At 53.1% G+C, this 20,849-nt stretch carries 15 protein-coding genes, 1 tRNA gene and 1 pseudogene; 8 read left to right on the top strand and 9 right to left on the bottom strand.

Annotated elements, in window-relative coordinates:
- From AC1EKS_RS07605 to AC1EKS_RS07615, 3 genes are all read left to right on the top strand, one after another.
- On the top strand, positions 1-482 hold a 482-nt coding region (locus tag AC1EKS_RS07605), incomplete at its 5' end, for an IS30 family transposase (protein WP_481010348.1).
- A gap of 88 nt (positions 483-570) precedes the next feature.
- Positions 571-2,982 carry a Cna B-type domain-containing protein gene (locus AC1EKS_RS07610; protein WP_481009871.1) on the top strand — a complete coding sequence of 804 codons (2,412 nt, stop codon included), beginning with the start codon at positions 571-573 and terminating at the stop codon, positions 2,980-2,982.
- A gap of 61 nt (positions 2,983-3,043) precedes the next feature.
- Entirely contained in the window at positions 3,044-4,273 is a 1,230-nt protein-coding gene (locus tag AC1EKS_RS07615) for an MFS transporter (RefSeq protein WP_481010350.1), read from the top strand.
- A gap of 578 nt (positions 4,274-4,851) precedes the next feature.
- Here AC1EKS_RS07615 and AC1EKS_RS07620 read toward each other — a convergent pair.
- Positions 4,852-8,382 carry a SpaA isopeptide-forming pilin-related protein gene (locus AC1EKS_RS07620; RefSeq protein WP_481009848.1) on the bottom strand — a complete coding sequence of 1,177 codons (3,531 nt, stop codon included), beginning with the start codon at positions 8,380-8,382 and terminating at the stop codon, positions 4,852-4,854.
- A gap of 387 nt (positions 8,383-8,769) precedes the next feature.
- A complete protein-coding gene (locus AC1EKS_RS07625) occupies positions 8,770-10,017 on the bottom strand; it encodes an ATP-binding protein (RefSeq protein WP_481009849.1) in 1,248 nt (415 codons plus the stop codon).
- A 494-nt stretch (positions 10,018-10,511) separates the two neighbouring features.
- Here AC1EKS_RS07625 and AC1EKS_RS07630 point away from each other — a divergent pair, with 494 nt between their 5' ends.
- From AC1EKS_RS07630 to AC1EKS_RS07640, 3 genes and pseudogenes are all read left to right on the top strand, one after another.
- Positions 10,512-11,729 carry an amidohydrolase gene (locus AC1EKS_RS07630; protein ID WP_481010352.1) on the top strand — a complete coding sequence of 406 codons (1,218 nt, stop codon included), beginning with the start codon at positions 10,512-10,514 and terminating at the stop codon, positions 11,727-11,729.
- Between the two features lie 40 nt (positions 11,730-11,769).
- Positions 11,770-11,862: pseudogene (locus AC1EKS_RS07635) on the top strand (type II toxin-antitoxin system RelE family toxin); the annotation flags it as partial.
- Between the two features lie 345 nt (positions 11,863-12,207).
- Complete coding sequence (locus AC1EKS_RS07640; protein ID WP_481009855.1) at positions 12,208-12,495, top strand: addiction module antidote protein; 288 nt, start codon at positions 12,208-12,210, stop codon at positions 12,493-12,495.
- A 134-nt stretch (positions 12,496-12,629) separates the two neighbouring features.
- On the opposite strand, the gene AC1EKS_RS07645 is transcribed toward AC1EKS_RS07640, so the two are convergent.
- From AC1EKS_RS07645 to relB, 3 genes are all read right to left on the bottom strand, one after another.
- Entirely contained in the window at positions 12,630-12,908 is a 279-nt protein-coding gene (locus tag AC1EKS_RS07645) for a HigA family addiction module antitoxin (protein ID WP_481009856.1), read from the bottom strand.
- A gap of 68 nt (positions 12,909-12,976) precedes the next feature.
- Positions 12,977-13,246, bottom strand: a complete 270-nt coding sequence (locus tag AC1EKS_RS07650; RefSeq protein ID WP_481009857.1) for a type II toxin-antitoxin system RelE family toxin — start codon at positions 13,244-13,246, stop codon at positions 12,977-12,979.
- Positions 13,243-13,467: a type II toxin-antitoxin system RelB family antitoxin gene (gene relB / locus AC1EKS_RS07655; protein WP_481009858.1), complete on the bottom strand. Its 225-nt coding sequence runs from the start codon at positions 13,465-13,467 to the stop codon at positions 13,243-13,245. The genes AC1EKS_RS07650 and relB overlap by 4 nt, the downstream gene beginning before the upstream one ends.
- A gap of 248 nt (positions 13,468-13,715) precedes the next feature.
- Here relB and AC1EKS_RS07660 point away from each other — a divergent pair, with 248 nt between their 5' ends.
- On the top strand, positions 13,716-14,855 hold the full coding sequence (locus AC1EKS_RS07660; protein WP_481009859.1) for a glycerate kinase: 1,140 nt from the start codon (positions 13,716-13,718) through the stop codon (positions 14,853-14,855).
- Between the two features lie 8 nt (positions 14,856-14,863).
- On the opposite strand, the gene AC1EKS_RS07665 is transcribed toward AC1EKS_RS07660, so the two are convergent.
- The 3 genes from AC1EKS_RS07665 to AC1EKS_RS07675 all read right to left on the bottom strand — a co-directional run bounded on the left by AC1EKS_RS07665 (position 14,864) and on the right by AC1EKS_RS07675 (position 18,070).
- Positions 14,864-14,939: transfer RNA gene (locus AC1EKS_RS07665), tRNA-Thr, on the bottom strand.
- A gap of 294 nt (positions 14,940-15,233) precedes the next feature.
- Positions 15,234-16,151 carry a DsbA family protein gene (locus tag AC1EKS_RS07670; RefSeq protein ID WP_481009892.1) on the bottom strand — a complete coding sequence of 306 codons (918 nt, stop codon included), beginning with the start codon at positions 16,149-16,151 and terminating at the stop codon, positions 15,234-15,236.
- A gap of 119 nt (positions 16,152-16,270) precedes the next feature.
- A complete protein-coding gene (locus tag AC1EKS_RS07675) occupies positions 16,271-18,070 on the bottom strand; it encodes a serine/threonine-protein kinase (RefSeq protein WP_481010354.1) in 1,800 nt (599 codons plus the stop codon).
- Positions 18,071-18,148: 78 nt separating this feature from the next.
- Between AC1EKS_RS07675 and AC1EKS_RS07680 the strand changes: the two genes are divergently transcribed.
- Positions 18,149-19,429, top strand: coding sequence for a DUF4032 domain-containing protein (locus AC1EKS_RS07680; protein WP_481009476.1), 1,281 nt, complete (start codon positions 18,149-18,151; stop codon positions 19,427-19,429).
- Between the two features lie 97 nt (positions 19,430-19,526).
- Here AC1EKS_RS07680 and AC1EKS_RS07685 read toward each other — a convergent pair whose 3' ends face one another.
- Complete coding sequence (locus AC1EKS_RS07685) at positions 19,527-20,828, bottom strand: sensor histidine kinase (protein WP_481009477.1); 1,302 nt, start codon at positions 20,826-20,828, stop codon at positions 19,527-19,529.
- Positions 20,829-20,849 lie beyond the last annotated feature (21 nt).

The raw sequence follows: 20,849 nt of genomic DNA on the forward strand, positions 1-20,849 counted from the left end.
CACAGGTGGATGAGCGGATCGTCCCAGGACACTGGGAAGGGGATTTGATATGCGGTGCCGGCAATAAGTCCGCGATTGGCACGTTGGTAGAGCGTACAACCCGGTTCACGATTTTGCTGTATCTTCCAAGTCACCATGATGCCGGCAGCGTTCAAGAAGCGATCGTGGAAAAGATGCAAGGACTTCCAAAACTACTACGTAACTCCCTTACCTGGGATCAGGGATCTGAAATGGCGCTGCACAAGAAAATCTCTACCTCGCTGGATATGGATGTTTTCTTCTGCGATCCGCATTCTCCTTGGCAACGAGGCACAAACGAGAACACCAATGGTTTACTACGACAGTACTTCCCAAAAGCTACCGACCTATCCCAGTACCCAGAAGAATATCTTGACGCAGTCGCAGAAGAGCTAAACGATCGACCACGCAAGACGCTAGAATACGATAAACCCAGCGAGCGGATCCTCAAACTGCTTGCCTAAAACCATCAACCGTTGCAACCACCCCTAGAATCCGCCGCACATCCATTACCATTGCACTACCCCCCCCCCGTTAACATAAAATGAAAATGTGCTAATAAAGAAAAAAGTTTCCTCCGTTTTTCAGTTCCTAGCCACTCTAGCGACCCTCGCGGTAATTGTGGCGCTGGGGTCAACCAATCCGGCAGCAGCCGAGGGCGTGACCACCTGGGACGATTTGGTGGCCAAAGCCGCTTCCGGACAACACGACCTGACGGTCACTGGCAACCTCACCGTGGGTGAGCAGTCACAACCGCTGGTAGTTCCCCAGGGCGCAGAGCTCACTCTTAAAGGAGCAGGCACAGTTACCGGGATTAACAAGACGGCAGTGGAAGTGAAATCGGGCGGGAAACTGAACCTGGAGGGTCCCAACTTCACCAAAACGCAGTTCACGGTAAACGGAGACTTAAATTTTAGCGCCGGCTCCATCCACGATTCCGACCCTGCCGGTCCGGTGATTTTCGTTAATGGCGGCAACTTCACCATGAGCGGCACCGCTGACTTCTCTAAGAACACGGCTCCCTTCTGGCATTTGGCTACCACAGTCACTCCCACAGGTGTCAACCCTAAAAGGTTCGCACCTATTACCGTTTATAACGGAACGGTGACTCTATCTGGCGGCACTATTAAAGAGAACACCGGTTCCCAGTTAGGGGGAGCATTGCTAATTATGGGCAGTGGGGACAAACCCGCCGCTTTAAATATCCAGGGCGGTGAAATCTCCCAAAACCGAGTTGAGAATCCTAAATATTACGGATTTGGTGGTGCGGTTCATGCTGATCAGACCAACGTAGAAATAGCTAAAGGCAACATCCATGACAACTGGAATGATTACGGCGGTGCCATCAGTACCGCGGCTAGCACCTTGACCATTGATGGCGGAACCTTCAGCAACAATAAGACAGCTGAGAGAGGGGGAGCTATCTACGCCACTGGAGGCAACATAACCATCAATGGCGGATCCTTTACCGGGAATACTGCGGGTACATCCGGAGGCGCTATCGCTTTTGGCGGTAAAGCGGAAGCGATAATTAAGGCCGCCCATTTCTCGGAAAACAAATCCAAAGGTTTTTGGGGTGGCGGTGCCATTTATAATGACAAGGGCTCCCACCTCACCATCAATAATGCCTTAATCAGGAATAACACGATTAAAGATGCATTTTTAATCGGCGCCGGGAACCATCCCATCAGCCAGCAGGGTGGTGGGGTCTGGAACTGCGATACTGGTCACACTACCCTCCATATTACTAAGGGAGTAGCTCTGTTTGGCAATACCGCACCAAATAGAGTGAATAACACTTTAAAGGGAGCCGGTGACGATTTTGTCAGTATCACCAAGCATATATACGAGAAAGATTTCGATGGTGGACGACCGGTTTCTATTAGCCCCCGGATGCTAGGAGGAGGGCAGCGCCTCTGGTATCAGGATGGATCTATCTACAGCTACCACTCCAACTGGGCGCCAGACAAGCAGCTTCCTCGATATAAAGAGGGCGGCGAAAACACTCGTATCCCGTACGACCAGGAAATTAACGAAAATAAGGCATACAAGTCGCTGCCCAGTGAAGACTCAAAGAAACTCGCTGAAAAACTCGCCCGAGTAATTATCGAAAACAATACTGCTACTGGTACAGGCATCAGTGGCGGGGGAATAGCCAATAACGGCGATTTGTTTTTCGGCGAGTCCGACAGATGGAAGCTTCAGGTTAAGAAGGCATGGGAAGGCGATGACCCGGAGCAGCGTCCTACCAAGATAACCTTGGACGTGCTAGTCGGCGGGTTCCAGGTAGACCAGGTGGAACTGAGCAAAGAAAACAACTGGACTGCCGTGCTCGAAGACTTCCCCGATCCCGACACCCTGAAAGACGCGAAGACCGACAAGAAACTGCCGATCACTTTCAGAGAACATGACGGGAACGGCAAACAGCTAGATGGCTACCAGATAGCCGTAACCGGAGAGTCCAAAGACGAGGGAACCAAGACCTACAACATCTCGGTTGTCAACAAGATGATCTCCGCGGTCGAGGTATCCAAGAAATGGGCAAACCCGGATGGTACTTGCCCGGCAGCCGCCCAGATCGAGGTGCAGCTGCTAGCAAACGGGAAAGCAACCGATAAGAAACTTACCCTGAACGCCGCGAACTCTTGGAAAGGAAAGTTCACCGGTCTGCCGAAGTATATTGACGGTAAACTCGCGAAATACACCGTCTCCGAGGTAGAAATCAAAGGGTACCGCAGCGAAGTAAGTGGTGACGCCAGCAAGGGATTCACGGTTACCAATACCTGTACGGTTCCTCCGCCCACCACCACGTCGCCTCCGCCACCGGGAGATACTCCTCCTCCGCCAAAGAAGACTCCCCCGCTGCCTCCTACCGGCTCTGGAATTAGCGCGGCTCTAGCCCTGGGGATCTTGGCGCTCGCTGCCGGAGTGGTGCTGGTGCGCCGCCGGATGCAAAACGGCTAAAACTGTTCAGATTCTGGCAGTGATTTACGGATCAAAAGCCCTACAGGCGTAGACTGCCGCTATGGCTGCGGAAAGAAGCGATAGCGGTGGCTACTCCCGGGGAGACCCCGAATATCGGCGCATCGAACTCGCGCTATTTATTGCCGCGTTCGTCAGTTTCGCGCAAATGTACGAAACCCAAGTGTTACTGCCCGAAATCTCGGAGCATTTTCACCTAGATCCTTCGGCTGCGTCCCTAACGGTTTCCCTAACCACCGGAGGCTTAGCGCTTGCTTTATTCTTGGTCGGCCCCTCCTCCGAACGGCTGGGGCGCAGGCCAATCATGCTCACCTCAATTTTGGTAACCTCCCTGGTGGGCATGATCCTCGGCTTTGTCCCTACCTGGCATCTGTTACTCGCCGGACGTTTCCTACAAGGTCTAGCGGCTGCCGGTCTGCCCGCAGTTGCGACCGCCTACCTGGCCGAGGAAGTGTGCGCCAAGGATTTACCCCGGGCAGCTGGGGTTTATATCGCTGGCACCGGCCTGGGCGGTCTCTTCGGGCGTATCCTCAGCGGGGTTATCTCCCATTTCCTGCCCTGGCATTGGGTGTTAACCGTGATTGGCGTGGCCGGAGTCTTATTCTCGCTGTTAGTCTGGCGGATGTTGCCTCCCCAAGAGAACTTCCAGAAGTCTCCCCCGGGGTTAAAAACTTTGATCGCCCACACCAAAGCGGTGTTGAGTGAGCCAGGATTGGCGCTGCTATTCCTGACTGGTGCCTTGACTCTGGGAGCCTACCAGGCGGTTTTCAATATGGTTCCCTATCGTTTCAGCGCCGCCCCCTACCTGTTCCCCGCTTGGATAGTTTCCGGATTCTTCCTAGTCAACGCCTTCGGTTCTCTGGCCGCCTCGGTGAGCGGCAACCTAGTTGCCCGCTACGGCAGGCGGCGAGTAATGCCCTTGGCGGCGCTGCTGACTTTAATCGGCCTGGTACTCACCATTTTTGAAACCCTGTGGATCGTGATTCCCGCGCTGATAATCTTTGCTATCGGGTTCTTCGCCGTCCATGCCACCGCCTCCGGCTGGGTAACTGCCCGCGCCGTGGCGGGAGTGGGTGCTGCCGGGCAAGCCGCCTCCGCCTATTCCATTTCTTATTACCTGGGAGGCTCCTGTTTCGGCACTGTAGGAGGGATCGCCTGGTATCACTGGGGTTGGTCAGGTTTAGTCGCCCTCACCGCCGCCCTGATTGCCCTGGTAGTGGTATTCGCCCTGCTCCTGCGAAAAATCCCACCCCTACAAAAATCCGGGTACTGAGTACTTTTATACCCGTTTCCATGCTCGATCCTGTGCTGAGCGTAAAAGCGCTCGGGGGACCCCGTTTCCGCGCGAGAGCGGGGAAAGGGAGTTACAGTTGCGGGTTAAATAGGTAGGTTTCCGATTCGGAAAGTAGTGACTACCTGCGTGTCTCTCGCATCTTTTACGCTCAGCACACAAGTGTGCGAGAGGGATAGGTTTTATCCGAGTAGACAGACTTCGCATCAACAATCCAGAACTTCGGATATTTGTAGAGCACAATCTAAAACTAATAGGGCTTCAAGGACAAAGGAATGGGAGAACCTGGTTACCACGTGTTTTTCGCATTTACGACACTGCATAAACATATTGCAAAGTGCGCAGATAGAGGTGTTAGCAGGCTAAACAGGACACGGATCGGTAAAAGATGCGAGACAGACCTGCGCGGGGGATATATTTTATCCGAGTGGGCGCGGTGGGCATAAGAATTCGGAAAACGCCGAAACGTTTTCCGAATTCTTGGGCGGGAGGAAAAATATATTCCCCGCGCAAAGCAGAGACTGCGGAGCGCTTTTAGCGCCCCGTGTCTATGGGAAGTATTACCGCTGTTCGCGGCGACGTAGGATTAGGTATCCTCCGGCGAGGCACGCCAGCATGGCACCTAGCGCCACGCTAACTTGCGCGCCAGTCTTTCCTAGCTGCTTCTGCGCACCATCCGGATTGCCGGGTTTACCCGGTTTACCTGGAATATCAGTACCCGGTTCCGGCTCGTTGGCCACATACAGATAGGCACCGTCGTACTGCTGGGTTTCATCCGCAGGATTCTTCCAAATTGTGAAGGTCAGCGGCTCTTCTAGCAGCTTGTAGCCCTTGGGAGACTTCACTTCTTTCAGCTGATACTCGTACTGGTTTTTCTCGTCGCTAACCAGCAGTGACCATTTGAGATTTTCCTGATCCCCCCTAATGGTGACTTCCCCGTTCTTATCGGTAGTAAACCGCAGGGGCTCTGCTTTTTCCTGATTTTCGTTGAGCTTACCGACTACCGGCTGCGGCTCCCCCTCAACGATCTGGTAGAGCTCAAACTCGGCGCCTTCCAGCTGAGTGGTCAAGTCACGGGAATCATGTTTGTGAATGGTGATTCCGGGGTTGGGGGCGCTACCGCCCCCGCCCATACGCACTGCCACGGAAGCTTCGACCTTGGACTGTTCCTTCCCGACCTCGACTTCGTTACCGTAGTTAACCAGGTCTTTGCCGATTACTTTGGCTTTATAGGTGACCAATACTTTCTGCTTGTTGGGCACCTGCATAGTGAGCACCCCGTCCTTATACACCGGACGATACTCAAAATCGGCGGGGGTCATCTTCAAGGTTTCCGGCTGCAGACGTAGATTTGTCATCTGGTCTTTGAAGTTCGCAGTCGGCGCCCCATTAGCAATATCTAGGCCACCGGGGTTAATGGTGACCGTAAAGGATGCCACATAGTTGTTACTCAAAGTAGGCTTGTCAGTTAGCTCTTTGGTGAGCGGGGCATACTTGTATTCGGCATCCACAGCTTTGGTAGTCACCGGTCCCCAAGTAGCGGTGTTGCTGACCTTTAAGCTTTCCGGGTTCTTATTGATGGCATCTAGCGCTGCCCGACTAACCGGAATTAGCGAGTAATCCAGGTAATAGACGGATTGCTTTTTGCCTTCCGAATCCTTCGGCAACTTATCAGTCTGCATCTCGAAAGTAATCACACCATCTTGCTGAGCGATCGTTAGGTCCTCTGCGCCTGAAACATTGGGCGCCGGGTCGTCAGCCAGCTTTAACAACTTGGCATCGAACTTGTCAGTGATCTGGAAAGATTTCTCTTTGTACTGATCAAGTCCTTCGAGGCGTAGCCGGTAGTTGAACACCGGGTAGTCAACCCCACCGATTTCCTTGAATTTAATGCCGTTGAAGGTTTTGTGGATCCCCTCCGGATCCGGGGTAGCCGCTGCCGAGGCGGTACGGTCAATTTTATTGGCGGTAGCCGTCACCTTGTTTACGTGCCGGTAGAGGCTCTCGTCACCGGCGCGGTAAGCATCCACCCATGCCTGGTCATTGGTAGTGGTAAAGGTAAGTTTTACCGTGCGCTCGATAGGCTTGCCATCTTTATCTGTTTTGGTGTTTTCCAGAAGTCCTTTTTCTGTATGTTCTTTATTCTTGAAAAACTCAATGGTGAATCCGCTGTCGGGGTTCTTTAGATCTTTCGCGAACGTCCAGCTTTCGCCCTCGAGCAAGCCTTCAACCGTGATATCTTTTTCAGGATGTTCAGGGTTTTCAGGAATAAACTTGTCCTGGAAAGGTGTATCGCCACTCTTGGCCGCCGGCAGAGTATCCGTCAATACTAGGGAATCATAGCCTTGCGGCACTACATTGACGGCCACCTCCCAAGTGACCTTTTCTGGATTGGCGGAAAAAGCTTTCTTTTCAACGTTAAAGATATGGGGAGGATTGAGGCCGACGGTGGGAGCCACTACTTCCTCCGGGCCATTGGGATTGCTAGGAGTCCGGCTGGAAGCACCATTCTTCACCGAAGTCGGCACAATCTGCTTGGTTACATCTACCTGGGTGGTATAGGTGATTTCGTAGCTGGAATTTTCTGGGTCAGTATCAGTACCGGGCAACACGTACGACCACTCGAACTGTGTATCCAAATCGGTGATGCCAACGTCTGCCCATTTAATCTCGCGGGTTTTCTCGATAGAGTTGCCCTTCGCGTCCTTTTTACCCTTGTTGACCACGAGCGTAATGCCGTCTCCCGAGTACTTCATCATCTTTTGGAACTCTTCGGGGATGGAGTCTTTAACTTTATTACCTGCCACCTTCAGCTTCGAGTATTTATTAACGTTCAGCGTCCACGGCTGCTCGTAGATTCCCGACTTAGGAGCCGTTTCTTTCGGGCTACCGGCACCCTTGGTGATAGTGCCAATCTTTAACTTATGCTCCAGGTCATTGGTGGTCTCTTTAGGTGCGGGAATCTGGTCAGATACCACATTGGCTTTATTCTCGGTTTGAGCCTTGGTGCCAGCCTCGTCCGGGTTAATCTTGGAGTAATCAACGCTGGCGGAGTATTCGACCGTGACCCGCTCCCCGTGCGTCATCTTCGGAATGGTCACCGTAAACCCATTTTTGCCAAACTGCGGCACGCCAGGTTTGGGGGCTTGCTTATTCGAGGACTTGATCTTGAATGCTTTGGGATCTTTATCCAGGTGAAGCGCGGTGTCGTCACCTTGGATCTGGTCAGAAATCACCACATTTTCGTTAGTGTTTATAGAGTTAACCGTCAGGGTGTAGAACACTTTCCCGGCAGCAAAATCATGGCGCGCACTCTTGGTAATCGACAGATCGGGATCGTTAGAAATCAGCACGTCCATGTGGACGTCATTGTTCAGATCAATCTTGGAGGCGTCTTTCGCGAACTTTACATCCAAGGTGACAAAGAACTTTGCCTGTTGGGACTCTTTTAGTTTCTTATTATCAGCTAACTTTATATGGATTTTATTGTCTTTAGTTACCCAAAAGGTATTTCCCGCAACGGTTTCACCTTGAGCGTCGATAGTAAACTCTAGCGGCTTTTGGGTGGGGAAAGCCTGCAGCGCGGCAGGTAAAGCGAAGACGAGTTCTTTAGCGCAAGGTATTTGCCCTGCATCACCCGGTTCCTCTTCGAAACCCAGTTTTAGCTGGTAGGGAGTATCCGGGTGGACTTTATATTTCCCTTCCTTATCTTTCTTAAGTTCGGCGCCACCGTAGGACAGCGTCGCATCATCAGTTAGGAACTTGGTGAGGTCGAAAGTGCCGTCTGCTGGATCCGGAGCAGGCACGCCCGGTTCTTTCGCGGGACTTGGTTGCGGTTTCGGGTTTGCGGGAGTGGCGCTTTCCCCTGTCGAGGGCGCGGGGGCGCCGGCAGAGCCCGATGAAGCCGGGTCGGCAGGGGTGCTAGTGGTCTGCGCAGGAGCGAGTGTAGATTCCTCGCCTGGCTGGGCATAGCTCACCCCGGCTTGCGGCCCGAACCCTAGCAACAGCGCAAACGCTAACAAGGGAAGCAATAGTTTTAAGGCACGATATTTCCTTTTTTGCCCCATTGCGCGAGTGGATCCCGATTCCATAATTATTTCTCCCTGGCTAATGCAGCTATTTCCCCTGGTCAAAACAGTTAAGCTACACTAATAAATCTCTCATATACTACCCTACTATATACCCTCTACCTTTAGAAATACAGAAATAATTTTTATTTTCCCATTGCTTTTTGTTGCTAAAAAATAGCGAATTATCGGTTTTTTACTTCACCGCCCTAACCTCAAGTTTCCTGGAGCGACCTCCCCCGAAACGTACCCTCCCGAAAGCGCTCCCCTCTTAACTCGCGCGGGAGGGCGATTTTGTACCGGGAGGGTGAAAATGTCACCTGTGTCCCCAAGCGTTCCTAATTTCCCAAACCAAACCACCCTCCAGCGACCGAATCACCCTCCAAAGACAAAATCACCCTCCACAAGCGGCTAGACACTCCAAAGCGTAGAGATAGGCATTGCCCAAAGACCCGATCCCATCGGTAGGGATTCTTTTCCGGCATAAAGTAGGATTCCACATCGGAACTTGTCGCCAGCTAACTTTTGTAGGTGACGCAATCCGGAGAAATCTTTGCCCTGCAGACTGACTGCCGCCTTGACCTCTACCCCTACTACCTCGCGATTCCTTGACTCCATAACCAGATCGACCTCTTTACCGGTGGAGTCACGGAAGTGAAACAACTTGAAGGACACTGCTGACCACTCTTGTTGTTTCAAAAGTTCGGTTGCGACGAAAGATTCAAGTAGCCCGCCGGTAAAAGAACTGGAGATCCGCATCTCTAAGGACTCGGAATCCACACCTACCAGGCTGGCAGCCATGGCAGGATCCTGCAGGAAAACTTTTGGCTTCGAAATCACTCGCCTGGTTAGATTAGTGCCCCAAGCGGGTAAAACATCTACCAAAAACACGTCCTTTAAGGCATTGAGATACCCGGGAACGCTGCGCTCTGGAATGTTCAGTTCTCTGCCGGCGTGCGCGGCTACAAATTCTGAGGATCCTAGAGAGGCGATTCTTCCCAGCAAGAGGCGCAGTCGGTCTGGATGCTGAATCCCGTACAGTTCGGTAGCGTCCTTGGTCAACACCCGTTCCACGTACGCCTGAACCCAACGGTCACGCCGGCGAGGGGTAGCCTCGGCAATTTCGGGGAAGGAGGATGCGGTAATCAGGCGCAGATAGTCACCGCGTTCGAAGTTGGACTCTGCTAGTTGGGGGTGAGGATTCCAGGCATTTGCCGCAAAATCTTCTTTAAATCCCGCGCGTTCCCCCCTGCTAAAACCACGTAAACGCAGAGTTTCCGCACGTCCCGCTAACGATTCCTCCGCGTCTTTCAAGTTCATCAAGTTCGAAGAACCAGTGATGACGAACCGTCCGGGGCGACGATTTTCATCGACTGCTGCCTTGATTGCACGAAAAAGTGCCGGTACTCGTTGGATTTCATCGATTGCCACGATTCCTTCCGGGAACTGGCGCACAAAACCGTCAGGATCTGTCTGTGCCGCCTGAAAGGTTGCAGCGTTATCTAAGTTGAGTAGGCGATGACCCCGATTTTGCAGCAGTTGCGTTACTAGGGTGCTCTTGCCCACTTGGCGCGCACCCGACACCGTCAGCACTGGAGTGTCACTTAAAATTTCTTCAGCCAGCACTCTTGCGTGTCTCGGAATCATATCGGTAATCATAAAATGATTTTAGCACGTCATTGAGGTTTAGAGGGTGTTTTATTGCGGTTCTGCAAGAGTTTCATTGCGGTTTTACAGTACTTGCGTTGCGGTTTTACAGTACTTGCGTTGCGGTTTTACAGTACTTGCGTTGCGGTTCTACAGCAGGCGAAACCATTCCTTCGTCCTCCACAAATGGATAAAGCACCCGAAAAACCCTTATAAATTCGCGCGGGAGGGCGATTTTGTACCGGGAGGGTAAAAACGTCACCCCTCACCTCGCCTATTCCCAATTCCCCAAACCAAATCACCCTCCTCAGACAAGACCACCCTCCAACGATGAATGCACTCTCCCAGGACATTTCTACACTCCAACGACAAAAACACCCTCCAGGAACAAAATCACCGTCCATAGATAGCGAAATCAGTTAAATTGCCACCCCTTTCCCCCAACCGGGAGGGCGCTCTTGCAGCGGGAGCAAAATAGAGTTAAGAAAAATTGGGAGGAGTTTAAGATGAGTGATTTCGATATTGGGCAGGCCGTACAAAAGCTAGGTTCCTGGCAAGAGGAAACCTACAAGTGGCTGCATCAGCACCCCGAGCTTTCTATGGCTGAAACCGAGACTTGCGATTTTATTTATCAACAGCTGCAAGATTTTGGTTATGAAACTCAAAGAATCGGTGGCGGCGTAGTCGGGGTACTGCAAAACGGCAGTGGTAAAACCACACTTTTCCGCGCCGATATCGACGGACTGCCGGTAAAGGAAGAAACCGGGCTGGAATACGCCTCCACTATCACCCGGCGCGATCAGGACGGGAACGAAGTCCCCGCGATGCACGCCTGCGGACACGATGTACATATTATTGCTGGTCTGGGGGCAGCCCGGGTACTGGCAGAGAACCGGCAGAGCTGGAGCGGGACTCATATTGCGCTTTTCCAACCTGGTGAAGAAACCGCTGAGGGCGCAAAATCAATGGTTGCCGATGGGCTAGTGGAGAAAATCCCGCGCCCCGATGTGGCTTTTGGACAGCACGTTCTTACCGGCCCTATGCCTACCGGTTCAGTTGGCACCCATGTGGGCGCCATCCTCTCTACCGGTGCCTCCTTAAAAATCACGGTGCATGGTAAAGGCTCGCATGGATCTATGCCCCATATGGGGGTTGACCCGGTAGTACTTGCCTCGGCGATCGTGCTACGGTTGCAAACTATTGTGTCCCGAGAAATTGACCCTTTCAAGATGGCGGTAGTAACCGTAGGTTCACTGCAAGCCGGTTCCAAGTCGAACATCATTCCCGAACGCGCCACCTTGCAGGTCAACATCCGCGCCTACGATATGCAGGTGCGCGAGCACCTCTTAGCGGCAATTAAACGGATGGTGAAGGCCGAATGCGATGCAGCCGGAAGCCCCGAGCCTGCCGAGTTTGAGCTCTACGATTCCTATCCCCTGACCAATAACGATGCGGAAACCACCAAAACGGTGACTGAGGCATTTATTGCGCATTTCGGATCTGAGCGCGTAGGTGACTGCGGGGAAGTTCCAGCCTCGGAAGATTTCAGTACTATCCCGGATGCGTTCGGGATCCCCTATTGCTATTGGGGCTTAGGAGGATTTCGCGAGGAGGATCCCAAATACCCCAACCACAACCCCAAGTTCGCGCCCATCATGCAACCCACGCTAGCCACCGGCACAGAAGCTGCGGTAGCTGCCGTGCTGGCTTGGCTGGGGAAGTAGAGACTTGAGCGCTAACCTATCTAGATAATGGCGTTACCACGTAGGTAACTATCGCATACTTTGCGACATTAAAGATCAGGAACTGGTCGTGATCGCAATCGAAATCGGACACAGAAGCCGCATTTACCGCTAGAGACCTGGTTCCCTATTGGGGAGTAATTCGATTAACGATAGGTTTCTCTACGACACCTCGGGTAAGAACCTGCACGAGGGATCTCCCCTGCAGCAGTGTCCGAAAAAGTCCAACTTGCACAACATCCCATAAAACACGTTCTGAGGTTAGATCGCGTCGTATCCTGCGCTATCGAGGCAAAATGAAAAGCACCTATTGACCAATGTAGCTTTTAAGCTACAATAAGGGTGTGGAAAATACTTCCAGCAGCTTGTTATGGCGCTTTGCTGGAGGGGATAAATCTAGCCAAACCAGAGATATTAAAACTGCTCAAGAACTCGCAAAACAGATAAGGAAGGAACGATCATGAACAAAGTGACTTTTTCTGCGTTTGACGCGAGCAAATACCTTGACACTGATGAAGCGATAAATGACTATCTAGCTATCGCCCTCGAAGATGGTGACACCAAAACGGTGCAAGTGGTTCTACGCGACATCGCCCGCGCACACGGCATGACTCAGCTCGCTAAAGAAACTCAGCTCAACCGCGAATCCCTCTACAAATCATTATCCAAAGAGGGCAACCCCTCCTTCGCGACAATCACGAAAATCATGAAAGCCCTGGGACTCAAAATGACCCTCGCCACGCAATAGCCCTAAACCCCGGAACGAAAAAGATCAACCCTATATTCCCCAAAGGCAAACACGACCACCGTTTCTAGTCTCTGTTAAGGCTTTCCGCCGAACTTCATCAGATAACACCCATCAGTAAGTGAGTCCCTTAAAAGCTAAAGGGTGACGAGCGGCTCCACCCTGGGAGTCTCCTTACTACGAGCCTGAGCCAGCTCATAGGCGGTCTGCATAGCCAGCCATAAACCAGCATTACCGATTCCCGCAAGCTCCAGGCGCAAAGCCAGGTTTGGGGTTAACGCCGCTTTCCCATTCAGAACCCGCGAAAGGGTAACTCGAGACACCCCCAACTTACGACTGGCGTCACTCACCGAAACACCCAGTTCCTTCAAGAAATCCTCCCGGATTACCGCCCCGGGATACACCGGATTTTTCATACTCACGTTCCTCTCGCCCTCCCCTAGCTACCTACTCCCCGGATAGCTGCAGCCCCGAGCATAACTTCTTAACGGTAAACGTCTTTACGATGCCCCAGGTCAACCAGAACAATAATCAGTTCGCGGTCCCGAATTTCCGCAATGAGCCGATAGTTTCCCACCCGGTAACGCCAGTAACCAGAGAATTTGCCCTTTAATGGTTTCCCATACTTTCTCGGCTCAGCGGTATTGACTAGGTTCTTTTCTACCCACGCTTTTATCATCACCAAAACCGGCTTATCCAGTTTTTTCAGGGCTTTCTTGGATTCTTTCGTGTAGTAGAGCGAATAGCGCTTCATACCCCCAATTCCGCCCATACATCATCGTGGGAGTACAGCTCCGCCTCACCGGCGACCTTCTGCTTTTCATAACGCGCGATCGTCTCCAGATCGTATTCGTCCTCAATGCGTTCCATCATGGTTGCGCGAATAACCGCCGATAAACTCCGGTTATGAATCCGCGCGTAATCCTTATATAAATCCAGCTCTTTATCTGGAACCCGTAAACTAATCGTCCCCATCATCTCTCCTCCCCGCAGTGTATTACAAGTGTAGTACCAGCTGGCTTGGGGTGCAACAGTTTTGCCCCCTTCCCGAGGGCGGAAACCGGGATGCTTCACCCGGTAACGCCAGTAACCACAAAGCAATTCCCCAAAGCTGGCGATCGTAATACCTAACCATCACCGGCAAACAGCTAAGCTACTAATATTCGCAGGTCGGCTAGCCGCAGCAATCGACTACCCCGCCAGCGATAAAGATCGGAGAAGTAATGAAATTTGTCCTTGCTCCAGACTCGTTCAAGGGAACCATGAGCGCCGCCACGGTCGCCGCTACCATGAGTGACGGCATCCGCGACGTTTTCCCCGATGCTGAATGTATCGAGATCCCCATGGCTGACGGCGGGGAGGGCACCACCCGATCTTTAGTTGATGCGCTCGGCGGTGAAATGCGTACAGCTCAAGTAGCCGACGCATTAGGGCGCCCTAGGACCGCACACTTTGGATGGATTGCCGCGAAAAAGCTAGCAGTCCTCGAAATCGCTGAAGCCGCCGGCATCGAACATTTAGCTTTAGAAGAGCTAGATCCTCATCAAGCCACTAGTGCGGGCGTAGGGCAGCTACTCAATCAGATACTTGAGCTTTCCCCCACTAACCTGATTGTTGGTTTAGGCGGCTCTGCTACTAACGATGGCGGCTGGGGAATGGCGCATGAGCTGGGAGCAGTTGCTAAAAATACCTCCGGTAACCTCATCGACAGATACCCACTAGCCTTAGCTGATGCTGCCAGCCTAGATATCAGCAACGTCAGTACACGTTGGCAGGAAATAGCGGTCACCCTTGCATGCGATGTAGATAACCCGCTCACCGGCAAGCGAGGTGCCACCGCAGTTTTCGGCCCCCAAAAGGGGGTACAGCCCGAAGAAATCGCCCTATTCGATGCAGCTTTAGCGCAATGGGGAAATCTTTTGGATGAAACCAGTGGACGTCCCGTCAGTCAAACTCCCGGCGCAGGAGCTGCAGGCGGTTTAGGGGCAGCTTTGATGGCATTGTTAGGCGCAAAACCACAAAGCGGGGTCAACGTGGTAATAAATGCTGTCAACCTAGAAAAACACCTTACCGGGGCAGACTTCGTTTTTACTGGAGAAGGCGCCATGGATTTCCAAACGAAATTTGGTAAAACCCCCTGGGGAGTTATGCTCACTGCCCGCAAACATAACATCCCTACTATCGCGTTCACCGGCAATTTAGGACACAATGCAGAGTCACTACACGAAAACGGCTTTGCCGCCATCGTCCCGACAGTGCGCGAAGTAGGGAGCCTAACCGAGGCTCTCGAAAAGGCTCAGTCATCGCTGCGGGAATCAGTGCGAATGACCTGCCGGATACTTGCTGCGCGACAACCCAAATAGCATATCCGTGGAGCCGACTATCGGACTCGAACCGATGACCTGCTGTTTACAAGACAGCTGCTCTACCAACTGAGCTAAGTCGGCGGGTACGCAATGCGTACAGAGGGCGCGCCGCGCGCGAAGCGTCCGCAACCCTTACGAAACCTGCGCATCGGGTAGGTATCAAGTACCCGTAGCCCTCGCCTCGCGTCCTCGAAAATGAAGACGCCCTTTAGTTTGTCACGGCTTTAGTAAATGAACAAAACCGCAGCTAGTTACACCCCGGTTCTCATGCTTTTCTTGAGCAGCTGAAAAGCAGTTCTCACCAACTACTGTTGGCTGACCCCGACCCCAACCTTGCCGAGAACAGGTCCCCGCCTAGCGACCAGTCCCCCAGAGCTATTTCTTACCGAGTAGCAGGTCCTCGTTAAAAGTTCCGTCCTGGTTAATCGGATTCTCAACTAACTTCCCATTGGAGGCAAACATCGGGGTGCCTACCTGTTGGGTTTGCTTACCAGCAGCATCTGCCCACTGCTTTTGCCACTTCTCCAGCAGTGCCGATTTCGGCTCTGCCTTGAAGGAGCTAATAATTTCGTCTTTAACCCCAACCTTCTTGGCAACTTCCTTAATTTTTTCTAGCGACTTAGCCGGATCAGCCAGAATCGTAGAGTTACCCTGGTCCTTCCAACCAGCGTCCTCACCCTTGGCAAACATCACCCCATATCCGGCATCAATCAACGCTTGATGGAAGGCCAGCGTTTTCTCTGGCTGCCCCGCAGCCACTGCCATAGAAGCATTCCCGGCAATGATCGTCCACGGCAGTGCGTGAGTAACCACTGGATGCAGCACCAGATTGGCTTTACCATCTTTAGCAAAAGCCAGGATCTTATCCCCCAACTGATGCTCTAGGTTCAAGCAGGCCGGGCAACCATAGGAAAACCACATCTCAATAGTGGGCACCCCCGAGGTAGCCTTATATACGCCTTTTTGTCCAATTAAGATGCCCTGCGCCGCATCGACGGCCTGCTGACCAGAAAGAGCAGCAACTTTTTCCGGGCGCTGACCGGAAAGCACCGCGCCCGTATTTCCCTGCGCTTTATCATTTCCGCTCTGCGCAACCAGGTATCCGGCAAGAGCCACCGCGGCCACCACTAGCACCGCAACTATCGCAATCACTACCCGTTTTCCGGTTTGCTTGCGCCGCGCCGCTTCGCGCTGTGCTTCTACCTGCTTCCAAACCTTTTCTTGCCGCTTTTGCGCGGCTTGAGAGGAGGTCTTAATTTTTCCGGTCTGAAACTTGCCTTTTTTCTGTGCCATTACTTTTTCGCTACTACTTTCCTGCGACTTTCCAGTTTTTCTGTTTCAAGCATAAACGAGGACGCACCTCACTCCCACCCTATCCGGGCTTTTAGCACCGCGATTCTGAGTGACGCCGCCTACCAGAGACCATTTACCACCATATATTCGACGCCAATACTGATTATCAGAGCCGCCACCCCCCAAAATAGACGAGCTCCCGCTCCCCCAATCAGGCGCGCCATAGAACCAAACCCCACTCTGAAGGAACGAGAAAAGAAAGCCACTATCGTCCCAAACAGCGAATACGCCAGGTAGAGCAGCACCCGATAAACCGCCTGCTGTTCGCGCAACCCCTCCGGTAAAACCTGATATGCCAGCTGCATTAGCGGAGTGTAGCCAAAGCGTCCTATCAGAAAAACACCCACCCCCACCAGTATGGTCACCGCAATTGCTCCATTTATCGGCGCCCAAAACGGTTGGGCTTTTAGCGCCGCACTGGGGGGAGTCACCATTCCCGACGCCAGTTGCGCATCTCGCATGCGCGCCCTAAACGCCCCAAACAGACCGCAAAGTGCCACTAACGCAGTCAAAACTACCGTACCCAGGGATACTGCTCGCGGCGCGTAAAAATTGCTTTTTAGTGCAAAAACTTCCGCAAACAGGGATAAGGACAACATCAACGCCAAACAAGACAACCAGGCGTTAGGTAACTTATTGGGGATATAGCGCGGCTCCCACTGCGCAGGCACCCCGCCCGCAGGAACGCTCCCGGCAACTGCACCATAGCCAGGTGGGCGCGACTGCACCCTCTGATCTACGCCGCCACCAGCATAGTTACGTGCATAGTTGCCTGCGGGCGCCACCTGATAACCGGCCGCACTGGCATTTGCGGGAGGAGGCGGAGGATAAAGCCGAGTAGCTTGACCTGAAGCTGAGGGCCCGGAACTGGGATCTGCTTCCCCTCGGTGTTGAGAAGCAGGCGGAAAACTAGGAGGAGGCGGCCCCAGAGAGGCTGCACCAACATTCGCTGTGCCCAAACCTGAGGCCCCTGCCCTCGCAAAACCAGGATCATCCGTCGGGTAAGAATCTTCCGGCAAGTAATCAGCGGGATCCTTCCCCTCATTAACCGCCTCAAAAGCCGCGATTAGCTGATCGGGAGTTGCTCGCCGCTCCGGATCTACCTGGAAACCGGCGGAAAAAACTTCTTGCAACGGTTCCGGCAATTCGGATAATTCAGCTTTACCGGTGTTTATGCGTCCTAAAACTACTTCGATGGGACCAGAACCAAAAGGCGGACGGCCACTGATGCAATAGAGCAACACACACAGCCAAGCCCACCAGTCGTCGCGCGCCCGCGCGTCCTCACCCTGGATGAGTTGCGGAGAAATATATCCCGGAGTTCCCGTAACCAGCCCAGTTGCAGTTAAACGCTCCGCCCCGGGGGTTTGGGAGATTCCGAAATCAATCAAGACCGGACCTTGCTTGGAGATCATGATATTGGCGGGTTTCACGTCCCGATGTACTACTCCGGCGCTATGGAGTTCCCGTAAAATCCGTGCCAACCATTGCGCCAGGTCAATCAAATCGGGAAGGTCCCAGGTTCCATGCTCGCTCACGTCCTGGGCGATAGTTACCCCTTTAATCAGCTCCATGGCCACATACGGGGTTTGCCCCTGAGTATTTACCTCGAAAACTTTCGCTACTCCCGAGGAGCTAACTCGGTTAATCGCGTCGGCTTCTCGCTGCAGACGTTTGCGGGCATTAGGGTCGCCAGCGATCTGAGGGTGTAAAAATTTGAGCGCCACTTGGCGGCCGTCGGGGGCTTCGGCTTGGTAGACCGAAGCCATTCCTCCCGCGCCCAAGGCCTTAAGTACCTTGTATCCGCCGATTTCTTGCCCGACCACTGTCTCCCTAACTGTTGAGCGACTCTCTTTCACCGATTTTAACTAAATGCATTCGCCCATACCCAACCACCTATGACAAAATTGTTCTAGCAATAACCAAAAGGAGGAATAGTGCCAGGTAAACAAAAAATTCGGGTAACCATCTCGGGAACCTCCTCATTCTATTCCCTGGTGCCCTCCCTACCCTGGTCACTACCTCTGGAAGAATGGCCAAATGAGCTATTGGCCGCTCTGCCGCGAGGTATTTCCCGCCACGTAGTGCGCTTCATTAAGGCTGGGGGCGCGATTTTCGCGGTTAAGGAGATTTCTGAACGCGATGCGCTACATGAGTACCATATGCTGCGCCAGCTGGAAAGCAAAGAGCTTCCGACTGTGTCGGTGGCTGCAGTAGTCGCGGGACGTTTAGATAAAAACGGCGAAGAACTACCCGCCGCTCTAGTCACCCACCACCTGCAGTATTCCCTGCCCTACCGGGTGCTTTTGTCAAAGCACCTATCTAAAGGCAACCTCGACCGCGTCCTTGACTCCCTAGTTGCCCTGCTGGTGCGCCTGCATTTATCCGGCTTTTACTGGGGAGATGTTTCCCTCTCTAACACTCTTTTCCGTCGCGACGCCGGCACCTACGCCGCCTACCTAGTAGACGCGGAAACCGGGCGTTTCTACGACAACATTTCGGATCGTTCCCGCGAATACGATGTGTCCCTAGGCGCCATGAATATCATTGGGGAACTTATGGATTTGCAGGCCGGTGGCCTGGTCGACGAAGACTTCGATCCGACGATAGTCGGCGACTACCTGGAAGAACGCTACCACGCCCTCTGGAAAGATTTAACCGGATCCGAGCGGATCCCCGCCGACGAGATTTGGCGAGTAGGGGCGCGCGCGGACAGATTGGGACAGCTCGGTTTCGATATCGGCCAAGTAGAGATCGAGTCCGACGAGGACGGGGATTTCTTACATTTCGCCCCGCGAGTAGTAGAGGCCGGGCATTTTCAGCGCCTGGTAAAAGATCTAACTGGTCTGGAAGTCCAAGAAGAACAGGCAAAACGTATCTACACCGATATTTTGACCTACCAACGGCGCAAGAAACTGGATAAAACTCCCCTGCGGCAGGTGGCGAATACCTGGATGGATCGGGTCTATCTGCCCACCATCAGCGCGATTCCCGCTGAGCTGCGCTCAAAACTAGAGCCGGCACAGATATTCCACGAAGTTCTCGAACACCGCTGGTTCATGTCCGAAAAAGCTCGGCGTCATGTTCATACTCGCAAAGCAGTTAAAGACTATATCCGCACGCAGCTGGCAGCCCGTCCCGATGAGCAGGTGGTACTGCCTATGCCCCTGACCGCCACTGCGGACAGTCCCGATTACTTGAACCTAAGCGAACACTAGACGCCAGTTTTCAGTTCTCAAGTTTTCCGGCCTTTTTCCCCGGAAACCGTCCCTAATATTAATTGCACCCCGTCTACTAGCTACTTTGCTAGTAGTCCTACTGGCGCCCGTGGCGGCGACCTACTACCACTAAACCACCTTGCGGCAAGAGACGGTCCGGAGACATAGATTCAGAGACCGCTGAAAGCGAAATCGTGAACACTACCGGATGGCGACTGGTGAGCTCAATACGCCCTCCATCCGCTTCTATTAGGTCTTTCGCTAGTGCCAGACCGATCCCACTGGAACCATGACCGGAGACCCCCCGCCGGAAAATATCGGGAGCTATCTCTTTACTCACGCCCTCGCCCTCGTCAGTAACTTCTACGAAAATCGAGCGGGAAGAAGTCCCTTTGCGAGTAGAAACCGTGACCGTACCGGCACCATACTTTAAGGAATTTTCAACCAAAGTCGCGATAGCCTGCGAAAGCGAAGAGGGGGTGGCCAGCGGCAAACGGTCGGTCACCTGGTTGTTAAATACAATTTTCCGACCTACCGCTGCAAACTGGGCCGTCCATTCAGCCTTTTGCTGCCGGAAAATCTCTTCCATTTTCACCGCTTGGGTATTGCCGTGGCTGGTCTGCGCAGCGCGTTTCTTCAAATCTTCTACCACTTGCGTGATTCGTTCTACCTGTTCCAGACAGGCTTCCGCCTCGCTGCGTACTTCCTGGTCATCGCTTAAATACTCGATTTCTTCAATCCGCATCGAAAGGGCCGTCAAGGGGGTGCGCAACTGGTGAGTGACATCCGAGGCAAACTGACGTTCCTTGGCGATCCGGCCAACTATCCGTTCCCCTGAGCGAGAAAGTTCCTCGCTGACCAGATCAATTTCTTCAATTCCGGTGGGTTCAATGCGGGCTTGGACTGCCCCGGACCCCACCTGCTCAGCTTGAGCAGACAGATAGATTAGGGGCGCCGCCAGGCGGCGGGAACCATGGAATGCAAAGGCCGTACCCGCCCCCAAGGCCACTGCCCCGCAAATTAGCACTGCGCCCACTGCGCCCACCGCTGACCAAATTACCGGCACCGCGGAGGAACGGATAGAAACATACAGGCCCCCGGCGCTGCGGGCATGAGAATACAGCTGCCATTCAGTGTTCACGGAACCAGCATCAAAAATACGCTTTTCCCGCTGGTCAATACTAATTTCAGCTTCCGGGGTATTCACGCGCCGCCACTGCGATACCGATTGGCGCATCCGGTCTAAGTCATGCACCCCGATCTGGTCGAGATAACGCGACAAGGTTGCGACCTGGTTATCTTGGGCGCTTTGCGCAGACTGCCACACATAGGAGGGCGCCAGAATCGCCAGCGGCAGGCCCAACAGAGTCAGTGAAACCAGCACTGACTGAAAAACCATTAACAGCGCACGCCGGCGCAT

This window comes from Varibaculum sp. C0165D1, assembly GCF_056590355.1.

What these genes read in the sequence shown, in the direction of transcription:
- AC1EKS_RS07615 (WP_481010350.1), top strand. Translation starts at nt 3,044, where the DNA reads ATGGCTGCGGAAAGAAGCGATAGCGGTGGCTACTCCCGGGGAGACCCC.
- AC1EKS_RS07620 (WP_481009848.1), bottom strand. Translation starts at nt 8,382, where the DNA reads ATGGAATCGGGATCCACTCGCGCAATGGGGCAAAAAAGGAAATATCGT.
- AC1EKS_RS07625 (WP_481009849.1), bottom strand. Translation starts at nt 10,017, where the DNA reads ATGATTACCGATATGATTCCGAGACACGCAAGAGTGCTGGCTGAAGAA.
- AC1EKS_RS07630 (WP_481010352.1), top strand. Translation starts at nt 10,512, where the DNA reads ATGAGTGATTTCGATATTGGGCAGGCCGTACAAAAGCTAGGTTCCTGG.
- AC1EKS_RS07640 (WP_481009855.1), top strand. Translation starts at nt 12,208, where the DNA reads ATGAACAAAGTGACTTTTTCTGCGTTTGACGCGAGCAAATACCTTGAC.
- AC1EKS_RS07645 (WP_481009856.1), bottom strand. Translation starts at nt 12,908, where the DNA reads ATGAAAAATCCGGTGTATCCCGGGGCGGTAATCCGGGAGGATTTCTTG.
- AC1EKS_RS07650 (WP_481009857.1), bottom strand. Translation starts at nt 13,246, where the DNA reads ATGAAGCGCTATTCGCTCTACTACACGAAAGAATCCAAGAAAGCCCTG.
- relB (WP_481009858.1), bottom strand. Translation starts at nt 13,467, where the DNA reads ATGGGGACGATTAGTTTACGGGTTCCAGATAAAGAGCTGGATTTATAT.
- AC1EKS_RS07660 (WP_481009859.1), top strand. Translation starts at nt 13,716, where the DNA reads ATGAAATTTGTCCTTGCTCCAGACTCGTTCAAGGGAACCATGAGCGCC.
- AC1EKS_RS07670 (WP_481009892.1), bottom strand. Translation starts at nt 16,151, where the DNA reads ATGGCACAGAAAAAAGGCAAGTTTCAGACCGGAAAAATTAAGACCTCC.
- AC1EKS_RS07685 (WP_481009477.1), bottom strand. Translation starts at nt 20,828, where the DNA reads ATGGTTTTTCAGTCAGTGCTGGTTTCACTGACTCTGTTGGGCCTGCCG.